Source organism: Streptomyces sp. HUAS 31 (genome assembly GCF_028198125.1).
In the GTDB taxonomy this organism is placed as follows: Bacteria; Actinomycetota; Actinomycetes; order Streptomycetales; family Streptomycetaceae; genus Streptomyces; species Streptomyces chartreusis.
Window position 1 is genome coordinate 8,488,908 of the sequence record NZ_CP116353.1, and the last position, 24,004, is coordinate 8,512,911.

Consider the following 24,004-nt stretch of genomic DNA (forward strand, 5'->3'; position numbering starts at 1 on the left):
CCACGGCTGCCAACCGCCCCTCGACGGAAAGGACTTCAGTGTCCCAGGCCCCCGGTACTCCCACCCGCGTCACCGCGGTCGACACCTATGACATCCGCTTCCCCACCTCGCGCGAGCTCGACGGCTCCGACGCGATGAACCCGGACCCCGACTACTCGGCCGCGTACGTCGTGCTGCGCACCGACGCGGGGGACGGCCACGAGGGGCACGGATTCACCTTCACCATCGGGCGGGGGAACGAGATCCAGGTCGCCGCGATCGAGGCGCTGCGCGGCCATGTCGTGGGCCGGCCCGTAGAGGAGCTGTGCGGGGACCCGGGGATCCTCAACCGCGACCTGATCGGCGACAGCCAGCTGCGCTGGCTCGGCCCCGAGAAGGGCGTGATGCACATGGCGATCGGCGCGGTCATGAACGCCGTGTGGGACCTGGCCGCCAAGCGCGCGGGCAAGCCCGTGTGGCGGCTCCTCGCCGATGCCGCCCCGGAGTGGATCGTCCGGCAGATCGACTTCCGGTACATCACCGACGCGCTCACGCCCGAGGAGGCCCTCGCCCTGCTGCGCCGGGGCCGTGAGGGAGCGCCGGAACGCACGGCGCGGCTGCTGGAGCGCGGCTACCCCGCCTACACCACCTCCGCCGGCTGGCTCGGCTACGACGACGACAAGCTCGGCCGGCTCGCCGCCGAGGCCGTCGCAGGCGGCTTCCGCCAGATCAAGCTGAAGGTCGGCGCCGACCTGGAGGACGACGTACGGCGCTGCCGTGTCGCCCGCGAGGTCGTCGGGCCGGGCATCCGCATGGCGATCGACGCCAACCAGCGCTGGGACGTGGCCGAGGCCATCCGCTGGACCAAGGCCCTCGCCGAGTTCGACCCGTACTGGATCGAGGAGCCCACCAGCCCCGACGACGTCCTCGGCCACGCCGCCATCCGTGAGGCCGTCGCCCCGGTCAAGGTGGCCACCGGTGAGCACGTGCAGAACCGGGTCGTCTTCAAACAGCTCCTCCAGGCCGGCGCCCTCGACGTCCTCCAGATCGACGCGGCCCGCGTCGGCGGCGTCAACGAGAACCTCGCCATCCTGCTGCTGGCCGCCAAGTACGGCGTACCGGTCTGCCCGCACGCGGGCGGTGTCGGGCTGTGCGAACTCGTCCAGCACCTGTCGATGTTCGACTACGTGGCGGTCACCGGCACCACCGAGGACCGGGTCATCGAGTACGTCGACCATCTGCACGACCACTTCCTCGACCCGGTGGTGATCAGGGAAGGTCACTACACGGCACCCACCGCGCCGGGTTTCTCGGCCGCCATGCGGCCCGAGTCGATCGCGCGGTACACGTTCCCGGACGGCGCCTTCTGGGCCGCCGACCGCGATGAGAAGAAGGGGCACGCGGCATGAGCGACTTCGACGGTCTCAAGGCGCTGGTGACAGGGGGCGCCTCCGGCATCGGCCGGGCCACGGCCGAACTCCTCGCCGCGCGCGGTGCCCGGGTCGCCGTCCTCGACCTGGATCCGTCCTCCGTCGACAAGCCCCTGCTCGCCTTCCGCGCCGACGTCACCGACGACGCCTCCGTACGTGAGGCCGTGGCGGCCGCCGTGGCCGACCTCGGCGGTCTGGACGTGCTGATCAACAACGCCGGCATCGGCGCCCAGGGCACCGTCGAGGACAACGACGACGCCGAGTGGCACCGGGTCTACGACGTCAACGTCGTCGGCATGGTCCGAATGTCCCGTGCCGCACTCCCGCACCTGCGGGAGTCCGCGCACGCGACCATCGTCAACACCTGCTCGATCGCCGCCACGGCCGGGCTTCCGCAGCGGGCGCTGTACAGCGCGACCAAGGGCGCCGTGTACTCGCTCACCCTCGCCATGGCCGCCGACCACGTCCGTGAGGGCATCCGAGTCAACTGCGTCAACCCGGGCACGGTGGACACCCCCTGGGTCGGCCGCCTCCTCGACTCCGCAGCCGACCCGGCCGCCGAACGCGCCGCGCTGGAGGCCCGCCAGCCCACCGGGCGCCTGGTGTCGGCGGACGAGGTCGCCGGCGCCGTCGCCTACCTGGCGAGCCCGCTCTCCGGCGCCACCACCGGCACCTCCCTCGCCGTCGACGGCGGCATGCAGGGCCTGCGCCTGAGGCCGGTGGGCCGGTGAACCGGCTCGGTCGCACCGACGTCGAGGTCAGCCCGCTGTCCTTCGGCGGGGCCGCCATCGGCAACCTGTACACCGAGGTCGGCGAGGAACAGGCGCACGAGGCCGTGGCCGCCGCCTGGGACGCGGGCATCCGCCACTTCGACACGGCCCCGCACTACGGCCTCGGCCTGTCCGAACGCCGCCTCGGCGCTGCCCTGCGGGAGTATCCGCGCGAGGCGTACACCATCTCGACCAAGGTCGGCCGTCGTCTGGAACCGGTGCCGGACGCGACGGGCGACGACCTGGCCAACGGCTTCGCCGTACCCGCGGACCGGCGCCGTGTCTGGGACTTCGGCGCGGACGGCGTACGGCGCGCCCTCGACGACAGTCTGGAACGGCTCGGGCTCGACCGCGTCGACGTGGTCTACCTCCACGACCCCGACGACCACGCCGAAGTGGCCTTCCGCGAGGGCTATCCGGCGCTGGAGAAGCTGCGCTCCGAGGGCGTGGTGGGCGCGATCGGCGCCGGGATGAACCAGGCCGAGATGCTGACCCGCTTCGTCGCCGACACGGACGTCGACGTGGTGCTGTGCGCCGGCCGCTACACGCTGCTGGACCAGAGCGCGCTCGACGATCTGCTGCCCGTGGCGGTCGAGTGCCACACCTCCGTCGTCGTCGGCGGAGCCTTCAACTCCGGCCTCCTGGCGGATCCGGGGCCGGACTCGACGTACAACTACACGCAGGCCCCACCGGAGTTGCTGGACCGCGCACTGCGCATGAAGTCCCTCGCCGACCGCCACGGCATCACCCTGCGGGCCGCCGCCCTCGCGTTCTGCGCCGCGCACCCCGCCGTCGCGAGCGTGCTCGTGGGCGCCCGGTCCGCCCACGAGGTCCGGGACTGCGCCGAGCAGTTCGCGACGGAGGTGCCGATGGCGTTCTGGCAGGAACTGCTGGAATCCGGCCTGCTGTCCGACAAGGAGCCGCGATGAGGGTCGCCCTGCACACCAAGGTCCGCGCGGACCGGATCGACCGCTACGAGGCGGCCCACCGGGAGGTGCCGGTCGAGCTCACGGACGCGATCCGGGCCGCCGGCGCCACCTCCTGGACGATCTGGCGCAGCGGCACCGACCTCTTCCACGTCCTGGACTGCGAGGACTACGGCCGCCTCCTCGCCGAGCTGAAGGAGCTGCCGGTCAACGTGGCCTGGCAGGCCCGCATGGTCGAGCTGCTCGACGTGGTGCACGACTACTCCGACGAGGGCGCGGACGCCGGCCTGCCCGTCGTGTGGGAGCTGCCGTGACGATCGTCGACGCCCACCACCACGTGTGGGATCTGTCGGTGCGCGACCAGGACTGGATCACGGGTCCAGAACTCCGGCCGCTGAGAAGGAACTTCGGCGTCGGTGACCTCGCCCCCGAGGCGCGGGCTGCCGGAGTCGGCCGTACCGTCCTCGTCCAGACGATCACCGTCCCGGAGGAGACCCCTGAATTCCTGGCGCTCGCCGCCGAGCACGAGCTGATCGCGGGAGTCGTCGGCTGGACCGACCTCACTCGCCCCGACATCGCCGACGAGCTGGTCCGGCTGCGCGAGCTGCCCGGCGGCCGGTACCTCAAGGGCATCCGCCACCAGGTCCAGGGCGAGGCGGACCCGGAATGGCTGCTGCGCGCGGCCGTACGACGCGGACTGGCGGCCGTGGCGGAGGCCGGCCTGGTCTACGACCTCGTGGTGCTGCCCCACCAGCTCCCCGCCTGCGTCGAAGTGGCCGCCGACCTCCCCGGACTCACCTTCGTCCTGGACCACTCGGGCAAACCGCCGATCGCCTCCGGCACCCTCGACCCCTGGACCCGTGACGTCCGTGCCCTCGCCGCACTCCCCAACACCGTCTGCAAACTCTCCGGCCTCGTCACCGAGGCCGACCTCGCCGACTGGACGGTGACCGACCTGCGCCCGTACGCCGACGTGGTACTGGAGGCCTTCGGCCCCGGGCGCCTGATGTTCGGCTCGGACTGGCCGGTGTGCACGCTCGCGGCGACGTACGGCCAAGTGCTGGCCGCCGCCGGGGAGTTGACCGCTGCGCTCTCCGACGCCGAACGCACACAGGTCTTCGAGGGCACCGCCGTCCGCGTCTACGCTCTTTGACGGCGCCCTGCGCGAGACGTCTCAGCTCACCTCCGGCCCGTCGACGTTGAAGGTCGACTCACCTCCGGCGCCGGCTCGCACGACGATGATGTCGGCGGGCTCGGCCGAAGGGTTGCTCTCCCGGTGGACGGAGCCCTTGGGGACGTGGATGAAGTCACCCGGTCCGGCCTCCACCGTGTTCGCGCCGTCCGGGCCGAACTCCATTCGCAGAGCGCCGGTGAGGACGTAGATCACCGATTCCCAGTCCCCGTGGTGGTGCCAGCCGGAGACCATGCCGGCCTCTGTGCGGACGAACCCCGACCAGGTTCCCTCGGTGGCGAACGCCTCCTGCCGGTCCATCCCCGGGGTACGGGGCCCCGGCCTCCGGTCATCGGGCGTGACGACCCTGACCGGATCCTGCTGACTGGCCATGACGATCCCTTTCCGGCGAGCCTTCTCGAACCTCACGACTTCTGGGCCGTCCCCGCCAGCCGGGTGGGCGGCAGATACTCCCGCACATAGGTCCGTTCCCAGCACGCGCCCGTCTCCCGGAGCTCACGCCAGGTCGTGTAGCGGTAGCGGAACAGGCGGGCGCGGATGTGGCGGGGCGGGGCGTCGGGCGGGAACGGGGAGCGGCGCAGGAGTCTGAGGGTGTCGCGGTCGTTCTCCAGGAGCCGTTCCACCAGAGCGCCGAACCACGGGCCCGCGTACGCGGGGGACAGGGCTGCGAACCACATCAGCCAGTCAAGGCGCAGGTGGTACGGCGCGAACTGGCGCGGCCAGCGGCGGGGGTCGCCCGGCTTGCCCTTGAACTCGTACTCCCGCCAGTCCGAGTCCTCACGCGGCACGTCGTCGGCGGTCCCCTCGACGACCACCTCGTAGCGGATCCGGCTGACGCTGCCGAACGCGCCGTAGGTGTTGACCAGATGCAGCGGGTCGAAGGAGCGGTTCATGACCTGGCGGCGGGAGACCATGTTCGCGACCGGGTGGTAGCTGAGGAACAGCAGCAGGGCGGCGACCGCCAGGACCACCACCTCGTACCAGAGCGGCGCCTCCGGCACGGACGGCGGATCGCTCGGGAAGGCCAGCGCCGACAGCGCCAGGACGATGGTGATCCAGTTCAGCCAGGAGAAGTTGCCCGACAGCACCAGCCACAGCTGGGTGACGATCATCAGGGCGGCGGCGGCCGTCGCTACGGGCTGCGGGGTGAAGAGGAGGAGGGGCACGACGAGTTGGGTGAAGTGGTTGGCGGCCACCTCTACGCGGTGCAGCGGCTTCGGCAGATGGTGGAAGAACCAGCTCAGCGGGCCCGGCATCGGCTGGGTCTCGTGATGGTGGTCGAGGCAGGTCAGCTTCCGCCAGCAGGCGTCGCCGCGCATCTTGATCAGACCCGCGCCGAACTCGACGCGGAACAGGATCCAGCGCAGCAGGAACAGCACCACGACCGGCGGCGCCACCTCGTCGTTGCCCAGCAGCACGGCGAGGAAGCCGACCTCGAGGAGCAGCGACTCCCAGCCGAACGAGTACCAGGTCTGGCCGACGTTCACGATCGAGAGATACAGCGCCCAAGGGACGAGCCACAGCAGCATCGCGGCCCACAGGGGCGCCAATGAGTCCACCCCGGCCAGCAGCGCCGCCGAGACCGCGCAGCCCGACCAGGCGCAGCCGGCGAAGAACCGGTCCGAATAGTGGAGTTGGAACAGGCTCGGGGCCGCCCTGAAGCGCACCTGCGCGACGAAGCGCGGCACGGGCAGCATCCCCCGCTCGCCCATCAGCGCCCGGAACTGAAGGGCCGCCGTCAGGAACGCCACGAGGTACACGGCGGCCAGCGCCCGCTGGAAGACCAGCCGGCTCGTCCAGTAGTCCGGTGCGACGAACCAGTCCACGGCCGTACGCCTCCTCTCCTCATTGTCGCGCCCCCGTCCCAGGTGACTCTCCGTATACCACTTCTCCGCTTGCGTAACCCATGTGAGTGAAGCAGACAATGGTGACGAATTTCCCGACGACCGGCGGGAGGACGTGGTGCGGACACCCACCCGAACCATGGTCACGGCCTGCGCGCTCTCGGCGGCACTCCTCGTCGCCGGCTGCGTCGGCGGCAGCGACACGAACACGCCATCCGGCGAGGACCTCTTCCTCCAGCCCGCGGCGGACCGTGGACCCGATCCCTTCACGGCCTCCACGACGACCGCCGAGGCCGCCGCCTCGCCGCTCACCCGAACGCCGCAGCCGTCGCGGTCGGGGCGCACCGGCCCCCGGTCCCTGTCCGGCGCGACACCCGGGCTCTACGGCGGCACCCGCGGGGCCGGGAGCTGTGACGTCCAGCGGCAGATCGACGTCCTCGCCGCCGACCGGACCAGGGCCCGCGTCTTCGCCCTGGCCGCGGGTGTCTCCCGGGCGTCGATACCGGGCTATCTGCGCAGTCTGACCTCGGTCGTGCTGCGGGCGGACACCCGGGTCACCAACCACGGGTTCCGCGACGGGACGGGCACCGGTTACCAGTCCGTCCTCCAGGCGGGCACCGCAGTTCTCGTCGACGCCCACGGAGTGCCTCGCGTCCGCTGCGCCTGCGGCAACCCGCTCGCCCCGCCGGTCGGGACCCGGGGTGAGAGCGGCGTCAGCGGCCGGAGCTGGTCCGGGTACGAGCCGGGCCGGGTGGTCGTGGTGGCGCCGGCGCCCCAGGTGATCGCCGACATCACGATCATCGACGTCGTCGACAACACCTGGATCGAGCGGCCGGTCGGCCATCGGGGTCACGACCACGACCATGTCGTACCGCCGGCGAAGCCGATGCCTCCCGACCGGGAGAAGCCCCAGCACGACCGGCCCGGACACGACAGTGGCAGGCCCACGCCCACGCCCACACCCTCGCCCTCGCCCTCGCCCTCGCACGAGAGCGGGCCCGCCTCGCCCCCGGAGCGGACACCCGCCGACTGCGTGACCCCGGACGTCACCGTCACCCCCGGCGCCACGGACATCCAGGCCGACGCCCCCTCGGACCAGGGCCGCCGCTCCACCGACTGCCCCACGGCCACCGTCACCCCGACCGCCCCGCCCTCCTCGGCCGACCCCGGCGGCACCCACGCCTCGCCCGAAGAGCCCAGCGCCCCCGCCTCCCGCACCGAGCCCGAGACCTCCCCCGGCTCCTCGCAGGAGGTCGGTCCCGAGACCGTCCCGGACGGCCCGGACACGCCCGACGGCGGCGGGCTGATCCCCGACGATCCCGGCGCGACCGGCAGCATCTTCGGCAGCCCGACCGACGTGTTCGACGGCTGACCGCCACCGGGGCACGGACCGCACGATGAGCGGGAAAGGTTCCGTCGTCCCAGTCGAAGAATCCGGCAAACCCTGGCAAGGTGGGCCCATGGTTGATCGGGGAGCGAGCGCCCTGTCACTCCCGGACGACTGGCCCGCCCACCCGGACCCGATCCTGGCGCTCAACCGCATGGGCACCTTCGACTGGGACCTGGACAACGGCGTCTTCCACATGGACGCCCAGGCCCACGAGGTCTTCGACCTGCGCCCCGACGAATACGACGGCAACCCGGCGACCCTGGCGGTACGGGTGCCGCCGCCCGAGGGCTACCGGCTGGACGGCCTGGTCTCCCAGGCGATGAAGGACGGCAGCGAGAACTACGGCACCTACTTCCGCATCCGCTGCCGCGACGGCACCCTGCGCTGGACCCACACCCAGGGCTACATCCGCCGCGACGAGACGGGGCGCCCGCGCCGCATCGTCGGCATCGTCCGCGTGGCCACCGAGGAACTCGCCGAGCTCGAGCAGCGGCATCAGCAGGCCGCCGACGACGAGGCCCGGCGCCAGCAGACCAGCGTCGTCCAGCTCACCACGGCCGCCCTCGCCCACGCCCGCACCATCCAGGACGTCATCGACGTCCTCAAGGACACCCACGGCCTCACCCACCTCGGCGCCACCAGCCTCGTCATGGGCCTGGTCGAGGCCGGCCGCATCCGGCTGGTCGCCGAGGGCCCCTCCGGCAGCTTCGTGCCCGGCACCCTGATCACCCGAATAGACGAGCAGTACCCGATGAGCGAGGTCGTACGGACCCTCAGCCCGCGGTTCATCGAGTCGCCGGAGGAGTTCGCGGACAGCTACCCGGTCCTCTGGCCGCACATCACCGACCTGCACATCACGTCCGCCGCCTACATGCCGCTGATCGCCCAGGCCAGGCCCATCGGCGCCATCGGCCTGCTCTACAACGACCGGCGAGGCTTCACCTCGGACGAGCGCAACGTCCTCGTCGCCCTCGGCAGCAGCATCGCGCAGAGCCTTCAGCGGGCCATGTTCTACGAGCAGGAGAAGGACCTCGCCGCCGGCCTCCAGCAGGCCATGCTGCCGCGCACCATCCCCAGCGTGCCCGGCGCCGACGTGGCCGTGCGCTACCGCTCCGCCTCCCTCGGCCGGGACATCGGCGGCGACTGGTACGACCTGATCCCGCTGCCGGGCGGCCGGGTCGGCGCCGTCATCGGCGACGTCCAGGGCCACGACACCCACGCCGCCGCCGTGATGGGCCAGCTGCGCATCGTCCTGCGGGCCTACGCCGCCGAGGGACACACCCCGGCCACGGTGATGGCCCGCGCCTCGGTGTTCCTGCACGAACTGGACACCGACCGTTTCGCGACCTGCCTGTACGCCGAGGCGGACCTGTCCACCGGCGTCGTGCAGGTGGTGCGGGCCGGTCATATCGACCCGCTGGTCCGCGAGCCCGGTGGCGCCTGCCGCCGGGTCTCCGTCGAGGGCGGACTGCCGCTCGGCCTGTCCGCGGAGTTCGGGCAGCTCGAGTACCCGGTCGGCACGATCGAGCTGGACTCCGACCACACCCTGCTGCTGTGCACCGACGGCCTGGTCGAACAGCCCGGCACCGACCTGGACGACGGCATGCAGACCCTCACCGCGCTCATCGCCACCGGCCCGAACGACGTCCGTGATCTCGCGGACCGGCTCATCGACGTCGCGGAGGAACGCGGCGGGGACGACGACGTGGCGCTGCTCCTGCTGCGCCGCCGCGTCCTGGACGCCCCGCAGCCCGGCGGCCGGCTCCAGCAGCACGTCGCGCCCGGCGACCCCGAGGCCCTCACCGCGGCCCGGCACATGATCCGCGCCGCCGTGCGCTCCTGGGGCGCCGCCGACCGGGCGGACGAGATCGAGCTGGTCGCCGACGAGCTCATCACCAATGCCCTGATGCACACCGAGGGCTCGGCCGTGGTGACCCTGCGGGTCCTCGCCGGCTCCGAACGCCGGCTGCGCGTCGAGGTCGAGGACTCCTCCAGCGCCCTGCCGCGCCGCCGCGAGGCGGGGGAGTCGGGTGTCTCCGGCCGCGGGCTGCTCCTGGTCGACCTGCTCACGGACGTGTGGGGCGTGGAGGCCCGGGGCGGCGGCAAGGCGGTGTGGTGCGAGTTCGTGGTGCCGGAGCGGCCCTGAGGCACATGGCGCCGTCGGCACCGGATGGCACTCTGGACGTATGCCGGAACTCCCCGAGGTGGAAGCGCTCAAGGACTTCCTGACTGAGAACCTGGTCGGGCACGAGATCGTGCGGGTGCTGCCCGTCGCGATCAGTGTCCTCAAGACGTACGACCCGCCGGTCACCTCCGTCGAGGGCCACGAGGTCACCGCCGTGCGCCGGTACGGCAAGTTCCTGGACCTGGCGACGGCCGAAGGCCCGCATCTGGTGACCCACCTGGCCCGCGCGGGCTGGCTCCAGTGGAAGGACCAACTCCCGAGCGGCATGCCCCGCCCCGGCAAGGGCCCGCTCGCGCTGCGCGTCGCCCTGGAGACCGGTGCCGGCTTCGACCTGACGGAGGCCGGTACGCAGAAGCGTCTCGCGGTGTACGTCGTGCAGGACCCGCAGGAGGTCCCGGGCGTGGCCCGGCTGGGCCCGGACCCGCTCGCAGACGACTTCGACGAGAGACGGTTCGCGGCACTGCTGAAGGACGAGCGCCGCCAGCTCAAGGGCGCCCTGCGCGACCAGAGCCTCATCGCCGGGGTCGGGAACGCCTACAGCGACGAGATCCTGCACGCGGCCAGGATGTCGCCGTTCAAGCTGGCGGCGGCGCTGACCCCGCAGGAGACGGCACGGCTGTACGAGGCCCTGCGGACGACCCTCACCGAGGCCGTCGAGCGTTCGCGCGGGCTGGCGGCCGGCCGTCTCAAGGCCGAGAAGAAGAGCGGCCTGCGCGTCCACGGCCGCACCGGCGAGCCCTGCCCGGTCTGCGGCGACACCATCCGCGAGGTCTCCTTCAGCGACTCCTCGCTCCAGTACTGCCCGACCTGCCAGACGGGCGGGAAGCCGCTGGCGGACCGGCGGATGTCGCGGCTGCTCAAGTAGCCGGGACCGGAGTGCGAGAGCGTCAACGGGGGTTGAGCGTGACCAGGTGCTCGCCGTCGGACGTGCGCACCTCGTAGCGCATGATCTCGTCGCTGTGCATCGCCGACGCGCCCATCATGGTGTTCTCACGGGCGTCGTGATGGGCCGCCGACCAGCTGGTCACGGTCTCCTCCGAGCCGTCCCGGCCGATGGCGATCAGGTGGCAGGGGCGCGGACCCGCGCCGTCCTTCACCTTCAGCTCCACCTGGCTGCCGTACATCTCGTTCTCGGTCGTGACCTGCGCCCACACCCCGGACCGCTCGTCGGTCGCCTCGACCACCTGTACGGATCTGTCGTCGCCGCCGGCCATGATCGCGACGCCGGGGGCGGCGAGGGCGATCACCACGGAGGCGGCCACGGCGTACAGGGTGCGCCGGCGCCGGGCGCGATGGCGGATCGCCACCGCTTCGAGCAGCCGGTTCAGCATCTGGGGGCCCGGCTTGGTCATGGGGCTCACGAACCGGGGGGTGGAGCGCCGGTACAACATCAACTGGCGGGCGACGGGCCCGAACTCGGTCACGTGTGCCGCACAGCGGGGGCACTCCATGAGGTGGTCCTCGAAGCGGAACGCCTCCGCCTCGTTCAGCACGCCGAGCGCGTACGCGGCGACGTCGCGATGCCTCTCCAGGGACCTCATGCCGAATCCTCGTGCCGTTGGGTGTGGGGTGTGTTACTCCTTGCGCCCACTGGTACGCACCAGACAGTCGAATCACTCAAGCCACTCGGAGAATCGCAACCAAGGGATTCGGAGCGGTCGGCGTCGAGGATTGGTCCGAGGAGAAAAGAACTTAAAAAAGGTGGATGGCGAGGTGCCCGAGCGGCAGTCCGAGCTGCCACGCCGGTGTCCACACCTTCGGTCCCTCGTCCTCTCCTACCGGCGCACCACCGCCCGGCACGGCGTTCAGATCGGGCGCGAGCAGCTCGGTCTCCTGGAGCCAGCGCCAGGCCGCCTCGGCGAGTTCCAGGTCGGGCGCGGGCCCGCCGGAGTCGGTCGCCTCGGCCGCGAGGCCCGCCATGCGCTCGCGCACCCAGTCCTGCCACGGCTGGTCGTAGGCCGTCAGCGACAGCCACGTCTCCAGCTGGGTCACCACCCGGATGCCGGACAGCTCGCCGTCGGTGTCGGACAGGAAGATGGTCAGCGCCAGGGCGTCACGCCCGGCGCGGAACTCGAAGGACGTCGGCGGCATCAGATCGCCGGTGCGCAGCAGCTCGTCGGCGATGTACTCGGCGTACAACCACGCCATGGGGACGGTGAGTTCACCGCCACCGGTGCCGTCCGTGCTCTCCTGACCTCTGTGCAGCATCCCTTCCTGCCTTCCTCCGGTGAGTGCGTCGCCCCACCCCGGGGCCGTGGGCCCTTGCCCAATCCGGAACACGGATGAGGACAGCCGATTACTCAACCGGGGTGTTCAGCAAGGCGCTTTACGGAGGTTTGACTAAGCCTTCGGTTTCACCGCAGGTCGGCCGCGTATCCGGGAAGCACCCGACGCAGTGCGCGCAGTGCGTAGTACGCGCGGGACTTCACCGTACCGGGCGGAATACCAAGGGTTTCCGCGGCCTCCGCAACACTCGCCCCTTGGAAGTACACGAGCACCAGGACTTCACGGTGCTCGGGAGTGAGTGTCTTCACAGCCTCGCGGACGTCGAGCATCTCGGCGGCCCGCTCGGCGTGGTCTGAGATCACGCGCGCGTTCTCCAGGATCGCGTCGCCGACCTCCGGCGGGCGTGCCTGCCGGGCCCGCCGCGCGTCGATCGCCAGGCGTCGCCCGACGGTCAGCAGCCACGGCCGCACCGAGTCGAAGTCGTCGGCGCGCAGGGCCTCGGGATGCTGCCAGGCGCGCACCAGCGTCTCCTGCACCAGGTCCTCGGCGCGCTGCCGGTCGCCGTCACAGAGCCGGAGCAGGAGCGCGAAGAGGGGCCGGCCGTGCTCCCGCTGCAGTGCGGCGAGCTCGTGCTCGGCGGTCGTCCCGTTCGTGAGGGTGGTTCCGGCCGTCATGGCCGTATGGCATCGCAGGCCGCAGTTCTGGGACAGGGCGCTCACACGGATCTGCGGCGGACGGTCGATCGCGTCGGCGAACGGTTCGGTGAACGGTCCCTTCCGCAAGCCGGGGCGGGCCGGACGGCCTAATGGAAGCGGCCGGATTGTTTGCGAGCGTGCTCTATTTCGTACCTATTTTGGTGCGTATATACGACCACAAGGGGTGAGCTGATGATCGCACGCAGTCGGCTTGTGGCCATCGCTGTCACGGCCGTGCTTGTCGCAGGTGCCGCATGCCAGGCCCACAACCGCGAGGTCGCAGGACGTCCGGCACCGTCCGCCGGCACCCGCGGCTTCACCCTCGTCGCCTCCGGGGACGTCCTCCCGCACACTCCGATCATCGATCGCGCCCGCTTCGACGCGGGCGGCAAGGGGTACGACTTCCGACCGATGTTCGCCGGCGTACGACCCGTGGTCTCCCGCGCCGATCTGGCGTTGTGTCATATGGAGACCGTCTACGGCGAGGACGGCGCGTACACCGGCTACCCCCTCTTCAAGTCCCCGCCGGAGGTGGCCCGGGGCATCGCCTCCGCCGGCTACGACGGCTGCTCGACGGCCTCCAACCACAGCCTCGACGACGGGGCCGCCGGCATCCTGCGCACGCTGAACGCCCTCGATCAGGCGAAGGTGCGGCACGCGGGCACGGCCCGCACCTCGGGCGAGGCGCGCAGTGTGACCGTGATGCGCGCGGGCCGCGCCAAGGTCGCACACCTCGCGTACACCTACGGCGTCAACGACTTCCCGCTCCCGCCGGGCCAGCCCTGGGCGGTCAATCTGATCGACCGGGAGAAGATCGTCGCGGACGCCCGGGCCGCCCGGAAGGGTGGTGCGGACGTGGTGGTCGTGTCGATGCACTGGGGCACCGAATGGCAGGACGCGCCCGACGAGGAGCAGTTGAACCTGGCCGAGCAGCTCACCGCCTCCCGCACCGGCGACCGTCCCGACATCGACCTGATCCTCGGCACCCACGCCCATGTCCCGCAGGCGTACGAGAAGGTGAACGGCACCTGGGTGGTCTACGGCATGGGTGATCAGGTCGCCGGCGCGATGTACAACTCGCAGGGCGTGCAGGACCCGCGCGGCAACCAGTCCACGCTCGCCCGCTTCCGCTTCGATCCGCCGGCCCGGGCCGGCGGGCGCTGGGAGGTGTCGAAGGCCGAGTTCGTCCCGCAGTTGTTCGACATCGACGCGGGGCGGGTGCTCAACCTCAACCAGGCCATCGCCAAGGGCGCCGAACTGAGCGGTGTGCGGGACCGGATCCGCGAGGTCGTGCTCAGCCGGGGCGCGGGGGACGACGGGCTGTCGATGGGGGAGTAGGTCAGTCCGCCTCGACGTGGTCGAAGGTCTTGAGCATCTCCTTCAGCACGCGCACGCACGCCTGGAGCTCGGCCTCGGTCAGCTCGCCGCCGACCTGCCGGTTCAGGGCGTGCTCGCGCGCGAGGATCGCGGTGATGACGGCCTCGCCCTCGTCCGTGATCCGGATCAGCGAGGAGCGCTGGTGCGCGGGGTTGGGCGTGGTCTCGGCCCAGCCCCTGGCCAGCGCGTCGTTGACCATGCGCTGCACGAACTGCCGGGTCAGCGTCATGAGACGGCCCATCTGAGGCACCGTCATGGGCCCGTACCTGTGCAGCAGCACCAGCACGGAGCGCACGCCGACGGAGACCCCCTCGACCTCCTCGCCCTGTTCGAGCTTGCGCAGGCCGCGGCGGTAGAGCGCGCCGATCAGATCGAAGACCTCGCTGACCCGGTGGCCGAGGTCGTCGGGGGAGAGGGGCTTGGCGGAGTCGTTCACGGGGTCATCATGACACCTGGGTTGCCAAATTGCTCGAAGAATGACACCTTGGTTGTCATGACGACAGCGACGAAAGCTTCGGACCTGCGCACCTTCGCCTCCGCCGACGGCGACCTCGCCTACCTCGACACCGGCTCCGGGGACCTCGTGGTCCTCCTCCACTCCGGATACGTCGACCACCGCGTCTGGCACGCCCAGATACCGGCCCTCGCCGCCGGCCACCGCGTGATCGCCCTGGACGTACGCGGCCACGGCTCCTCCGCCAACGCGAGCAAGCCCTTCCGCTGGGCCGACGACATCGCCGCCCTGCTGCGCCACCTCGACGCGGGCCCCGCGGTCCTCGTCGGCCTGTCGATGGGCGGGCTGATCGCCACCAACACCGTGCTGGAGTACCCCGAACTCGTCCGCGCCGTCGTCACCTGCGGTGCCGCGACAGGGGAGTTCCAGTACACGGACGACTGGACCCGCGGTCTCCAGGCCGAGATGGCCCGCGCCCTGGAAGCCGCGGACATCGAAGGCTGGCTCGATGCGTTCGTACAGGTACTGCCCGGCCCGGAGCGCACCGTCGCCGACGTCGACCAGGACAGCCTGCGGCTGATCCGGGACATGGCCCGCGGCACCCTCGCCAAGCACACACCCGGCGAGAAGGACTGGTTCGTGCCCGTGCCGGACACCTTCGCCCGCGCGGCGGGGATCACCGTCCCGCTGCTCGCCCTCAACGGGGGCCTGGAGCCCGCCGACATGCTCGCCGCGGCCGAGCGCCTCGCCGGCACCGTCCACGACGGCCGCACCGAGGTCGTCGACGGCGTCGGCCACTACCCCAACCTGGAGAAGCCGGAGATCTTCAACAAGATCGTGCTCGACTTCCTGCGGACCCTCTGAAACCCGGTGCCACCGGACGGCTCAGCGTGCGACCGCGCAATGCGGGTCCGGCACGCTGAGCGGGGCGGGCGGCACCACAGCCCCCTACGGGACGACCGTCACCGGCCAGCGCCCCGCCTTCACCAGCCGGATCGCGACGGAACCCACGATCCGGTGCCCGGCCTGCTCCGAGGCGCCCACCACCACGGCGTCCGCCTTCAGGTCGTCCGCCGCCTTCACCAGCCCGTTGTAGGGGTCGCCCTGGAAGGTGTGGAACTCCCAGCGGACGTCGAATATCCCCTTGAGCCGCTCCGTGGCCTCCCGGATGTAGGAGATCAGGGACTCGGCGATCTCGTTGGTCGTCTCCGCGACCGGTGCCCCGAGCGCCGCGCCCGCCGTCATCACCGGCTGCACGTACACGACGGCGAGCAGTGCGTTCTGCCGTCGGGCCAGGCCACCGGCGTAGGCCGCCGCGCGCAGCGACGAGTCGGAGCCGTCCACTCCGACCACGATGACCTTGGGCCCGTCCGTGCCCCGCTCGAACCGGTGCGAGTGCTGTTCCGTCACGGCAGGAGGCTATCGGAAGGCCCAGGTCCCGCCGTCGGCCGGGACGCTCGACGGGCGAGGAGGCGCCGGGCTTCCTACAGTCGGAACATGAGTGCCACCGTGGAGGCCGCGCGGGACAAGGACGTCACGGGCCCGGCACGGCCGCCCGGACACGGCTGGAGGAGCAGGGTGCCGGAAGGTTTCGCGACCTTCTTCGGCGCCCTCGGACTGCTCTGCGTCCTGCTCGCCCTCATCCCGCCGCTCCGGGTCGCGCTGCGCCCGGTCGTACGCGCCCTCGACCAGATCATCGTCCCCGTCAGCGCCAACCTCGCCTACGCCGTCTTCCTCTTCCTGCTCGCCGCCGCGACGGCCGCTCGCAAGAAGATCGCCTGGTGGCTGGTCGTCGTCTATCTGGGCCTGCTCGTCCTCTCCGACATCGTCGGCACCGTCTTCGGCGACTACGCCGACTCCGTCCCGTCCCTCATCGTGTGCGGCCTCGCCCTCGCCCTGCTGATCGTCGTCCGCGGGGAGTTCTACGCAGCCTCCCGCAGAGCGGCCGTACGAAGAGCCCTCGGTGTCCTGCTCGTCGGACTCGTCATCGGCATCCTGGTCGGCTGGGGGCTCGTCGAACTGTTCCCCGGCACGCTGCCGCAGAGCCAGCGGCTGGCGTGGGCCGCCGACCGGGTCTGCGGCGGCCTGGTCTCCGGCACCACCTACGACGGACGGCCGCCGCGCCCCCTGTACTTCCTGCTCGGCCTGTTCGGAGCGCTCGCCCTCCTCAACGCCGCCGCCACGCTGTTCCGCTCGCAGCGCATGGAGGCCGCCCTGCACGACGACGAGGAGGCCCGCATCCGCGCCCTCCTCAAGGCCTACGGCGACAAGGACTCCCTCGGCTACTTCGCCACCCGGCGCGACAAGGCCGTCGTCTTCTCGCCCAGCGGCAAGGCCGCCGTCACCTACCGCGTCGAGGCCGGCGTGTGCCTCGCCAGCGGCGACCCGGTCGGCGACCGGGAGGCATGGCCGCACGCCATCGCCGCCTGGCTGGCCGCGGCCCGCCGGCACGCCTGGGTGCCCGCCGCGATGGGCGCCTCCGAGGACGGCGCCACCGCCTACGCCCGCGCCGGACTCGGCGCCCTCCAGCTCGGCGACGAGGCGATCCTGCGGCCGCAGGACTTCGACCTCGACGGCCGCGACATGCGGGTCACCCGGCAGGCCGTCCACCGCGTCCGCCGCACCGGCGCCCACTGCCGTATCCGCCGGCACTCCACCCTCGGCGAGGCGGAGATGGAGGAGATCATCCGCAAGGCCGACGCCTGGCGCGACACCGAGACCGAACGCGGCTTCTCCATGGCCCTGGACCGCCTCGGCGACCCCGCCGACGGCGACTGCCTCCTCCTGGAGGCCCTCGGCGGGGACGGCGAGCTGCTCGCCCTGTTGTCCTTCGTGCCCTGGGGCCGCGAAGGCGTCTCCCTGGACCTGATGCGCCGTGACCGCGGCGCCCCCAACGGCGTCATGGAGTTCATGGTCGCCGAACTGTGCGACGCGGCGCCCAAGCTCGGCATCCGCCGGATCTCCCTGAACTTCGCCGTCTTCCGCTCCGTCTTCGAGGAGGGCGCCCGCATCGGCGCCGGGCCCGTGCTGCGACTGTGGCGGCGCCTGCTGCTGTTCTTCTCCAAGTGGTGGCAGCTGGAGGCCCTCTACCGCTCCAACGCGAAGTACCAGCCCGAGTGGTACCCCCGCTTCATCTGCTACGGCGAGGCCGCCTCCCTCGCCCGCATCGGCATGGCGTCCGGCGTCGCCGAGGGCTTCGTCTCCGTACCGTCGCTGCACAAACTCCGCAGAAAGGGGCACCCGAGGAACCAGCCCCGCCCCGCGACCACCGAGGGACTGCCCTCGCTGGCGGCACTCGGCCTCGAAGGAGGGGACGAGGCCGGGGCGGCCGGGCCGGATGCGGGCCTGCCCGAACAGGTCCGCATCCGGCACCGCACCCTGGACCGGCTGCGCACCGAGGGCGTCGACCCCTACCCTGTCGGCATCCCGGCCCGCACCCACGCCCTCGCCGAGGTCCGCACGGGCGAGCAGGTCACCGTCGCCGGCCGGGTCATGCTGGTCCGCGACTTCGGCGGCCTCGTCTTCGCCGTGCTGCGCGACTGGTCCGGCGACCATCAACTCGCCCTCACCCGCAAGGACTCCGGCGCCGCCCTCGACCGCTTCACCGCCGACACCGACATCGGCGACCTCATCAGCGCCACCGGCCTGGCCGGCACCAGCGACAAGGGCGAACCCACCGTCTTCGTCACCTCGTGGCAGCTCATCGGCAAATGCCTGCGCCCGCTGCCCGACAAACGCCGCGGCCTCGCCGACCCCGAGGCCAAGGTCCGCATGCGCTACCTCGACCTGGTCTCCAGCCCCGCCGCCCGCGACGTGGTCCGCGCCCGCTCCACCGCCGTCCAGGCCCTGCGCCAGGGCCTGCTGGAGCGCGGCTATCTGGAGGTCGAGACGCCGGTTCTCCAGCAGATTCACGGCGGCGCCAACGCGCGCCCCTTCACCACCCACATCAACGCCTACGACCTCGACCTCTATCTGCGCATCGCCCCCGAGCTGTACCTCAAGCGGTTGTGCGTCGGTGGCGTGGAGAAGGTCTTCGAGATGGGCCGCACGTTCCGCAACGAGGGCGTCGACTACAAGCACAACCCCGAGTTCACGATCCTGGAGGCCTACCAGGCGTACGCCGACTACGACGTCATGCTCGACCTGGTCCGCGAGCTGATCCAGGGCTGCGCACGGGCCGCCTTCGGAACGCCGGTCGCCCACAAGGACGGCAAGGAGTACGACATCTCCGGGCAGTGGCCGGTCAAGACGGTGTACGGCGCGATCTCCGAGGTGCTGGGCGAGGAGATCGACCCCGACACCGAGCTGCTCAGACTGCACCGCCACTGCGACCGTGTGGGCGTGCCGTACGTCGCCGACGACGGCCACGGCGACGTGGTCCTGGAGATGTACGAGCGGCTCGTCGAGGAGAAGACCCATCTGCCCACCTTCTACAAGGACTTCCCCACCGACGTCTCCCCGCTCACCCGCCAGCACCGGGGGGACCCGAGACTCGCCGAGCGCTGGGACCTGGTCGCCTTCGGCACCGAACTGGGCACCGCCTATTCCGAGCTCACCGACCCCGTCGAACAGCGCCGCCGTCTCACCGCCCAGTCCCTGCTCGCCGCCGGGGGAGACCCCGAGGCCATGGAACTCGACGAGGACTTCCTCGACGCCCTCGAATACGCCATGCCGCCCACCGGCGGCCTGGGCATCGGCGTCGACCGGCTGGTCATGTTCCTCACCGGCCTGACGATCCGCGAGACGCTGCCGTTCCCGCTGGTCCGCCGCCGCTGAGTGGTGCCACGGGCGGCCCATGGCGCAGGTCCGTGCGAGTGCTTTCGTGCGTCCGTACCGGTGTCGTACTGGTGCGTCGGTCTCTCACCGGGCGACCCATGAGTCATGACGAAGGATCAGCTGCCCCCGCGTCTGCTCACCCGACGCCGCGCGCTGCTCGCCGGCGCCGCCGCCGTCGGAGCCGCCGGCACCGCCGGGCTGTTCACGACTTTCGCGGGCGACGAGCAGGTCCGGCGCGCCGCCGCCCCGACCGCGACCCCCACCCCGGCCGCGGGCCCGCAGGCGCGCTCCGCGCTCAAGCCCTCCTCGTACCGTCTCCAGCCGCTCACGGGATTCGCCCCGCCCAGGGCCGCCCCGCGCCGCACCCTCGTACGCCACGCGCCCATGCTCCAGGTGAACGGACGGGGCCGCCGGATGGTGCTGACCTTCGACGACGGCCCCGACGCCCGCTACACGCCGCACATCCTGGACACCCTGCGCGATTACGACATCCGCGCGATGTTCTTCGTGTGCGGCGAGATGGTCGCCGAGAACGGGGACCTCGTCGCCAGGATGGCCGACGAGGGCCACGTCGTCGGCAACCACACCTGGTCCCACCCGCTGCTCACCCGGCTCAGCCGGCGCGCGATCCGCAGCGAGATGGAGCGCACCAGCGACGTCATCGAGGACTCCTGCGGCGAACGCCCCGTCTGGTTCCGCGCCCCCTACGGCGCCTGGAACCGCGCCGCCTTCCAACTCGGCGCCGAACTGGGCATGGACCCGCTGGCCTGGACCGTCGACACCCTCGACTGGACCACCCCCGGCACCCGCAGGATCGTCGACCGGGTCGAGAACGGCGCAGCCCCCGGCGTCGTGGTGCTCTCGCACGACGCCGGGGGCGACCGCTCCCAGAGCGTCCACGCGCTGCGCTTCTATCTGCCGCGGCTGCTGGACGCCGGATACCACCTCACCGTCCCGGAACGGCATTACGCCTGACGGCTTTCGCCGCCCGGTCGGGGAACGCTCAGCGGACCTCGACCAGGCTGGCGAAAACGACGACGTTCCCGTCGTAACCGGTCTGCTTCGAGAAACCGCCGCCACAGGTGATGACCCGCAATTCGGCGGTTCCCTTCGACGCGTAGACCCGGTCTCCGGGGAAGTTGTCCTTCTGGAACACCTCGACGCCGTAGATCTCGAATACGGCCGTCTTTCCGTCCTTGCGGAGGACTTCGACGCGATTTCCCTTCGCGAGTGAGCCGAGGCCGTAGAACACGGCGGGCCCCTGCAGATTGTCGACGTGGCCGACGACCACCGCGGTGCCCTTCTCGCCGGGCGAGACGGAGCCGGTGAACCAGCCCGACAGATTGGGGTCCTCCGGCGGGGGCGCGCCGACCCAGCCGTCCAGGTCCAGACCGACCGGGATCGTCGGCGCGTCGACGTTGATCGCGGGGATCCGCACCCGGTCCGGCAGGGCGAAGGACAGCGGCTGAGCGGCCCGGGCCAGGACCCGGTCGGGCAGCTGCCGGTCCGCCGCGGCCGCCGAGGCGGGCTGCGGCGGACCCACGTCGAACTCGCCGGAGCCGTTGCGGACGAGCGCGAGACCGGTCAGCAGCACCAGCGCTATCACGCCCCAGGGAGCACGCTTCCTCCGCCGCTCCTCCTCTTCGGCCACCTCGAAACCGGACATTCGACTTCCCCTCTCGACGCGGCCGTCGCCACGTCATTCGCGCATACGAAAACGCTAAGTCCCACACGCGAAACCGGCGACGGGGCAGATACGAACGGGTGGTGCGAACTCCTTCGGTGCGCCATCCGAGTTGCCAGGGGCCGGAAAATTCTGACGGTCCGTGACCTGCGGCAATCCCGATTGTGGGGTTGTCCCCCGGCGTGTCTCCTCACCAGGACGGACCATTGCCGAAATGCGGCCTCGGGCACGGCAACTGAGGGTCTTTCTGGGAGGCGTTTTCTCGCCGATCGATACCGGGGACGGTTCCCGGGGCGTCTTCCGCGGAGGATCACATGCGAACCACTCGTACCCTGGCGGCCACCGCCACCGCGGTCGCCGCCCTCGGTCTGGCCGCCCCGGTGGCCGCGGCACGCGACGGCATGCCGCCCGTCGGCCCGAGCAACATCGTCGCCCTGCCCAGTGTCATCGCCCGCGGCGGGCAGCTGACCATCACCGTCGACGGCTGCCCGCGCGGCGGCACCGCGACCTCGGACGCGTTCCGGCCCACGACCCTGACCCCGGTCGGCGGCAACACGTCCAAGGGCACCGCGACGATCGACAACAACGCGCGGCCGGGTGCGCACAGCATCACGGTGCACTGCACCGGCGCCGGCCGGCCCCTGACCCACCCCAACGCCTTCACCGTCATCGGCGGCGTCCGCGGCGGTCTCGGCGGCAGCACCTCCACGGGCGCGACGCCGACCGACATGGCCATCGGCGGCGGGCTGATCGCCGTGGCGGTCGTCGGCGGCGCGGTGTTCTGGATGCGGCGCCGGGCGGAGAAGCGGATCTGATCCGCTTCTCGGCGCCACCGCAGGAGACAGGTCGCACGAGCACAGACCTTCGCCCCGGCCCCCCTCGTGGGGAACCGGGGCGAAGGTCTGAGTGCGTGGGTGCCGGCGTCAGGAGCCGTCCTCGTCGGTGCGGCGCCGGGAGAGGTGGTACGCGGTGCCGAGCGCGGCCGTGATGAGCGCGGCCCCAAGGCCGATCTCCTTCAGATCCAGTCCGGCGAGAGTGCCGCCCTCGCCCGCGCGAACACCGTGCTCCGGTTGTTCGGGGCGATCGGGCCCGTCGGGTCGGTCGGGCCGGTCCGGTCTGCCGCCGGCGATGGTGAGGTCGACGCTCTGCCAGAACGTGCCGCAGTAGAAGGACACTTCGTAGACGGCGCCCCGTCGGGCGTCCCTGTCCACCCGGGCCCAGGCCGTCGTCCGCCATCGGGGAATGGTGACCGTGTCGAAGACCCCCGAGGAGACGGTCACGCCCTGTTCGCAGCCCGTCGCCCGCAGCCGGACGTGCTCGCCGGGTTCGACGGTGGTGGGCCGGACGGTGGCCCAGAAACCGGAGTTGTCGCCCTGCGCCTGCGCCTGCGCGGCGGGGGCGGTCATGGCGAGGGCGCTGACCCCGAGCAGCGCGGCAGAAGCGACGCGTATCGCACGCATGGTGTCCTCCGGTCCCCGAGGAGCAGTCGCGGACCATTTCCGCTTGCGCCAGAAATGCACCTCGGTGAGCGAAACGCTAGGAACGTGCGCGCGGCCGCGCGATCGGTGTCGTACGAATGGGGCATGCGTGTGGGCCGCTCAGGGGACGGCGTTCCGGCGAGCGGGTGACGGCGGCGGCATGGCTGCTTCACATCGAGTGCCACAAGTCGCCGCCGTCACCCCGTGCGGGCCGGTCAACGCATGAACTGCGGGAAGAGCGCGAGGAACGGCTCCGTCGACGCCGTCACCCCGCGGCTGTAGGGATCGTCGAAGTCCCAGATGAGGAAGAGCAGGAAGGCGATCAGAGCGGAGAACAGCCCGGCGAGGATCAGCTCACGGGCCGTGCGCCGGATCTGAAGGGCGAACACCATCCCGATGGTGACGACACCACCGGCCAGCAGCCCGAACCAGACCACGCCCGGCATGGTGTCGCCGGTGGAGTTCGAGCGTGAGTTGCGCGCCTGGTCCGCCGCCGTCACCTGGTCGAGGAGCGGCTGATAGGCCTGCGCCTCGAAGTCCGACCTGGGCTCGTAGTCGGTGACGTCCCGGCGGATGCGCTGGAGGAGCTCGGTGCCGCGGTCGGTGACCTCGCCGTGCTCCGACATGTGCTTCCACTCCTTGGTGACGACGTGTCCGACATAGGCGTTGACATCGTCCCGAATGCGGTCGCGCACTTCGGGCGGATACACCCGGACCCGCTCGGAGACCTCGTGCAACGCCACGGCCTCCGCCTGGACATGGTCCTGGGCGGCGCTGCGGGCCTCCCACACCCCGGCGATGGCCAGGCCCAGCACGATGGCGTACACCACGCCGATCCACATCGTCATGTACTCGATGACGTCCGGGGTCTCGGAGGGATCCTCGTCGTCCGGTGCCGTGCGGTGCCGGACGAGGGTGATGACGACCACCACGCAGCAGGCGGCCAGCATCGCGAGGGTGAGAACAAGCCATTCCGGCAAGAGGGGCCTCCAGGGTCAGCGCGGTCGGAGCGCGGCGACGGCGGCGATGGCGGGCACCGCGATGAGCAGGACGAAGGTGAGGGGCGACTGGGCGCGGTGCACGGCCCGCTGGTGCGGGGTCGCGCGGTACGGCGGGTAGCGCACCGGTGTCGCGGAGGGGGTCGGGGTGGGCTTGACCGACGGCTTCGGCGTCGGAGTCGGGGTGGGCGGCGGTTCGGGAGCCGGCCGCGCGCGGGGCGGCGCGGGCCGGGGAGCCGGCTTCGCCGGGGGCGGAGGAGGCGGCTTCGGTTTCGGGGTGGGCGTGGGCTTCGGCGGCGGTGTGGGGGTGGGTTCGGGTGCCGGCGTCGTCTTCGGTGGCGGCGGTGGCGGCGAGGGCGTCGGGGTCGGTGTGGGACTGGGTGTCGGGGTCGGTGTCGGGCACTGCGGGGGAGTCGGCCAGGTGTCGGGGCCTGCCACGGCGACCGCCCGCGCGCCGTCCGGCCCGGTGTCGGTGACCGCGACGACCTGTGCGCCGTCCGGCCCTGTGCCGACGTGCGCGCAGGACGTGGCCACGGCCGCCCCGGAAGGTGCCGACACCAGGAGCCAGGTCAGCGTGACCACCGTCAACACCCTTGTGGT

Annotated in this window: 24 protein-coding genes; 13 read left to right on the top strand and 11 right to left on the bottom strand. The window is 71.6% G+C overall.

What is annotated here, in order from left to right:
- The first annotated feature begins 38 nt into the window (after positions 1-38).
- From PGH47_RS37585 to PGH47_RS37605, 5 genes are read left to right on the top strand one after another with little or no spacing between them, the layout of a single operon-like run.
- Positions 39-1,388, top strand: coding sequence for an L-fuconate dehydratase (locus PGH47_RS37585; RefSeq protein WP_271667151.1), 1,350 nt, complete (start codon positions 39-41; stop codon positions 1,386-1,388).
- Positions 1,385-2,140, top strand: a complete 756-nt coding sequence (locus PGH47_RS37590) for an SDR family NAD(P)-dependent oxidoreductase (protein ID WP_271667152.1) — start codon at positions 1,385-1,387, stop codon at positions 2,138-2,140. The genes PGH47_RS37585 and PGH47_RS37590 overlap by 4 nt, the downstream gene beginning before the upstream one ends.
- Positions 2,137-3,108, top strand: a complete 972-nt coding sequence (locus PGH47_RS37595; protein WP_271667153.1) for an aldo/keto reductase — start codon at positions 2,137-2,139, stop codon at positions 3,106-3,108. Before PGH47_RS37590 ends, PGH47_RS37595 begins: the two co-directional genes overlap by 4 nt.
- Positions 3,105-3,419: an L-rhamnose mutarotase gene (locus tag PGH47_RS37600; protein WP_030956205.1), complete on the top strand. Its 315-nt coding sequence runs from the start codon at positions 3,105-3,107 to the stop codon at positions 3,417-3,419. Before PGH47_RS37595 ends, PGH47_RS37600 begins: the two co-directional genes overlap by 4 nt.
- A complete protein-coding gene (locus PGH47_RS37605) occupies positions 3,416-4,258 on the top strand; it encodes an amidohydrolase family protein (protein WP_271667154.1) in 843 nt (280 codons plus the stop codon). The genes PGH47_RS37600 and PGH47_RS37605 overlap by 4 nt, the downstream gene beginning before the upstream one ends.
- A gap of 21 nt (positions 4,259-4,279) precedes the next feature.
- On the opposite strand, the gene PGH47_RS37610 is transcribed toward PGH47_RS37605, so the two are convergent.
- Positions 4,280-4,669 (bottom strand): cupin domain-containing protein, encoded by a 390-nt coding sequence (locus PGH47_RS37610; protein WP_271667155.1) that lies wholly within the window; start codon positions 4,667-4,669, stop codon positions 4,280-4,282.
- 32 nt (positions 4,670-4,701) lie between these two features.
- Positions 4,702-6,123: a lipase maturation factor family protein gene (locus PGH47_RS37615; RefSeq protein ID WP_271667156.1), complete on the bottom strand. Its 1,422-nt coding sequence runs from the start codon at positions 6,121-6,123 to the stop codon at positions 4,702-4,704.
- A gap of 82 nt (positions 6,124-6,205) precedes the next feature.
- Here PGH47_RS37615 and PGH47_RS37620 point away from each other — a divergent pair, with 82 nt between their 5' ends.
- The 3 genes from PGH47_RS37620 to PGH47_RS37630 all read left to right on the top strand — a co-directional run bounded on the left by PGH47_RS37620 (position 6,206) and on the right by PGH47_RS37630 (position 10,581).
- Complete coding sequence (locus tag PGH47_RS37620; RefSeq protein ID WP_333938185.1) at positions 6,206-7,513, top strand: DUF6777 domain-containing protein; 1,308 nt, start codon at positions 6,206-6,208, stop codon at positions 7,511-7,513.
- Positions 7,514-7,601: 88 nt separating this feature from the next.
- Positions 7,602-9,677 (top strand): SpoIIE family protein phosphatase, encoded by a 2,076-nt coding sequence (locus PGH47_RS37625; RefSeq protein WP_271667157.1) that lies wholly within the window; start codon positions 7,602-7,604, stop codon positions 9,675-9,677.
- Positions 9,678-9,717: 40 nt separating this feature from the next.
- A complete protein-coding gene (locus PGH47_RS37630) occupies positions 9,718-10,581 on the top strand; it encodes an Fpg/Nei family DNA glycosylase (protein WP_271667158.1) in 864 nt (287 codons plus the stop codon).
- Positions 10,582-10,603: 22 nt separating this feature from the next.
- Here the strand turns inward: PGH47_RS37630 and PGH47_RS37635 are convergent, their stop codons facing one another.
- The 3 genes from PGH47_RS37635 to PGH47_RS37645 form a co-directional block, all read right to left on the bottom strand.
- Positions 10,604-11,257: an anti-sigma factor family protein gene (locus tag PGH47_RS37635; RefSeq protein ID WP_126899110.1), complete on the bottom strand. Its 654-nt coding sequence runs from the start codon at positions 11,255-11,257 to the stop codon at positions 10,604-10,606.
- Positions 11,258-11,408: 151 nt separating this feature from the next.
- A complete protein-coding gene (locus PGH47_RS37640; RefSeq protein WP_126899111.1) occupies positions 11,409-11,924 on the bottom strand; it encodes a hypothetical protein in 516 nt (171 codons plus the stop codon).
- 146 nt (positions 11,925-12,070) lie between these two features.
- Entirely contained in the window at positions 12,071-12,616 is a 546-nt protein-coding gene (locus PGH47_RS37645; RefSeq protein ID WP_030952315.1) for a sigma-70 family RNA polymerase sigma factor, read from the bottom strand.
- 213 nt (positions 12,617-12,829) lie between these two features.
- On the opposite strand from PGH47_RS37645, the gene PGH47_RS37650 reads away from it, so the two are divergent.
- Positions 12,830-13,975 carry a CapA family protein gene (locus PGH47_RS37650; protein WP_271667159.1) on the top strand — a complete coding sequence of 382 codons (1,146 nt, stop codon included), beginning with the start codon at positions 12,830-12,832 and terminating at the stop codon, positions 13,973-13,975.
- A 1-nt stretch (position 13,976) separates the two neighbouring features.
- Here the strand turns inward: PGH47_RS37650 and PGH47_RS37655 are convergent, their stop codons facing one another.
- Entirely contained in the window at positions 13,977-14,450 is a 474-nt protein-coding gene (locus PGH47_RS37655) for a MarR family winged helix-turn-helix transcriptional regulator (RefSeq protein WP_093748111.1), read from the bottom strand.
- A 57-nt stretch (positions 14,451-14,507) separates the two neighbouring features.
- Here PGH47_RS37655 and PGH47_RS37660 point away from each other — a divergent pair, with 57 nt between their 5' ends.
- Entirely contained in the window at positions 14,508-15,332 is an 825-nt protein-coding gene (locus PGH47_RS37660) for an alpha/beta fold hydrolase (RefSeq protein WP_271667160.1), read from the top strand.
- 84 nt (positions 15,333-15,416) lie between these two features.
- On the opposite strand, the gene PGH47_RS37665 is transcribed toward PGH47_RS37660, so the two are convergent.
- On the bottom strand, positions 15,417-15,878 hold the full coding sequence (locus PGH47_RS37665; protein WP_030952323.1) for a universal stress protein: 462 nt from the start codon (positions 15,876-15,878) through the stop codon (positions 15,417-15,419).
- 87 nt (positions 15,879-15,965) lie between these two features.
- Here PGH47_RS37665 and lysX point away from each other — a divergent pair, with 87 nt between their 5' ends.
- Positions 15,966-19,244: a bifunctional lysylphosphatidylglycerol synthetase/lysine--tRNA ligase LysX gene (gene lysX / locus PGH47_RS37670; RefSeq protein ID WP_271667161.1), complete on the top strand. Its 3,279-nt coding sequence runs from the start codon at positions 15,966-15,968 to the stop codon at positions 19,242-19,244.
- 105 nt (positions 19,245-19,349) lie between these two features.
- Complete coding sequence (locus tag PGH47_RS37675) at positions 19,350-20,219, top strand: polysaccharide deacetylase family protein (RefSeq protein ID WP_271667162.1); 870 nt, start codon at positions 19,350-19,352, stop codon at positions 20,217-20,219.
- A 28-nt stretch (positions 20,220-20,247) separates the two neighbouring features.
- Here the strand turns inward: PGH47_RS37675 and PGH47_RS37680 are convergent, their stop codons facing one another.
- Positions 20,248-20,910 carry a class F sortase gene (locus tag PGH47_RS37680; RefSeq protein ID WP_093748115.1) on the bottom strand — a complete coding sequence of 221 codons (663 nt, stop codon included), beginning with the start codon at positions 20,908-20,910 and terminating at the stop codon, positions 20,248-20,250.
- Positions 20,911-21,242: 332 nt separating this feature from the next.
- On the opposite strand from PGH47_RS37680, the gene PGH47_RS37685 reads away from it, so the two are divergent.
- Entirely contained in the window at positions 21,243-21,743 is a 501-nt protein-coding gene (locus tag PGH47_RS37685) for a hypothetical protein (protein ID WP_269645866.1), read from the top strand.
- A gap of 108 nt (positions 21,744-21,851) precedes the next feature.
- Here the strand turns inward: PGH47_RS37685 and PGH47_RS37690 are convergent, their stop codons facing one another.
- The 3 genes from PGH47_RS37690 to PGH47_RS37700 all read right to left on the bottom strand — a co-directional run bounded on the left by PGH47_RS37690 (position 21,852) and on the right by PGH47_RS37700 (position 23,986).
- Complete coding sequence (locus tag PGH47_RS37690; protein ID WP_271667163.1) at positions 21,852-22,388, bottom strand: hypothetical protein; 537 nt, start codon at positions 22,386-22,388, stop codon at positions 21,852-21,854.
- 233 nt (positions 22,389-22,621) lie between these two features.
- Positions 22,622-23,386 carry a bestrophin-like domain gene (locus tag PGH47_RS37695; RefSeq protein ID WP_271667164.1) on the bottom strand — a complete coding sequence of 255 codons (765 nt, stop codon included), beginning with the start codon at positions 23,384-23,386 and terminating at the stop codon, positions 22,622-22,624.
- A 15-nt stretch (positions 23,387-23,401) separates the two neighbouring features.
- Positions 23,402-23,986, bottom strand: a complete 585-nt coding sequence (locus tag PGH47_RS37700) for a hypothetical protein (RefSeq protein ID WP_271667165.1) — start codon at positions 23,984-23,986, stop codon at positions 23,402-23,404.
- Positions 23,987-24,004 lie beyond the last annotated feature (18 nt).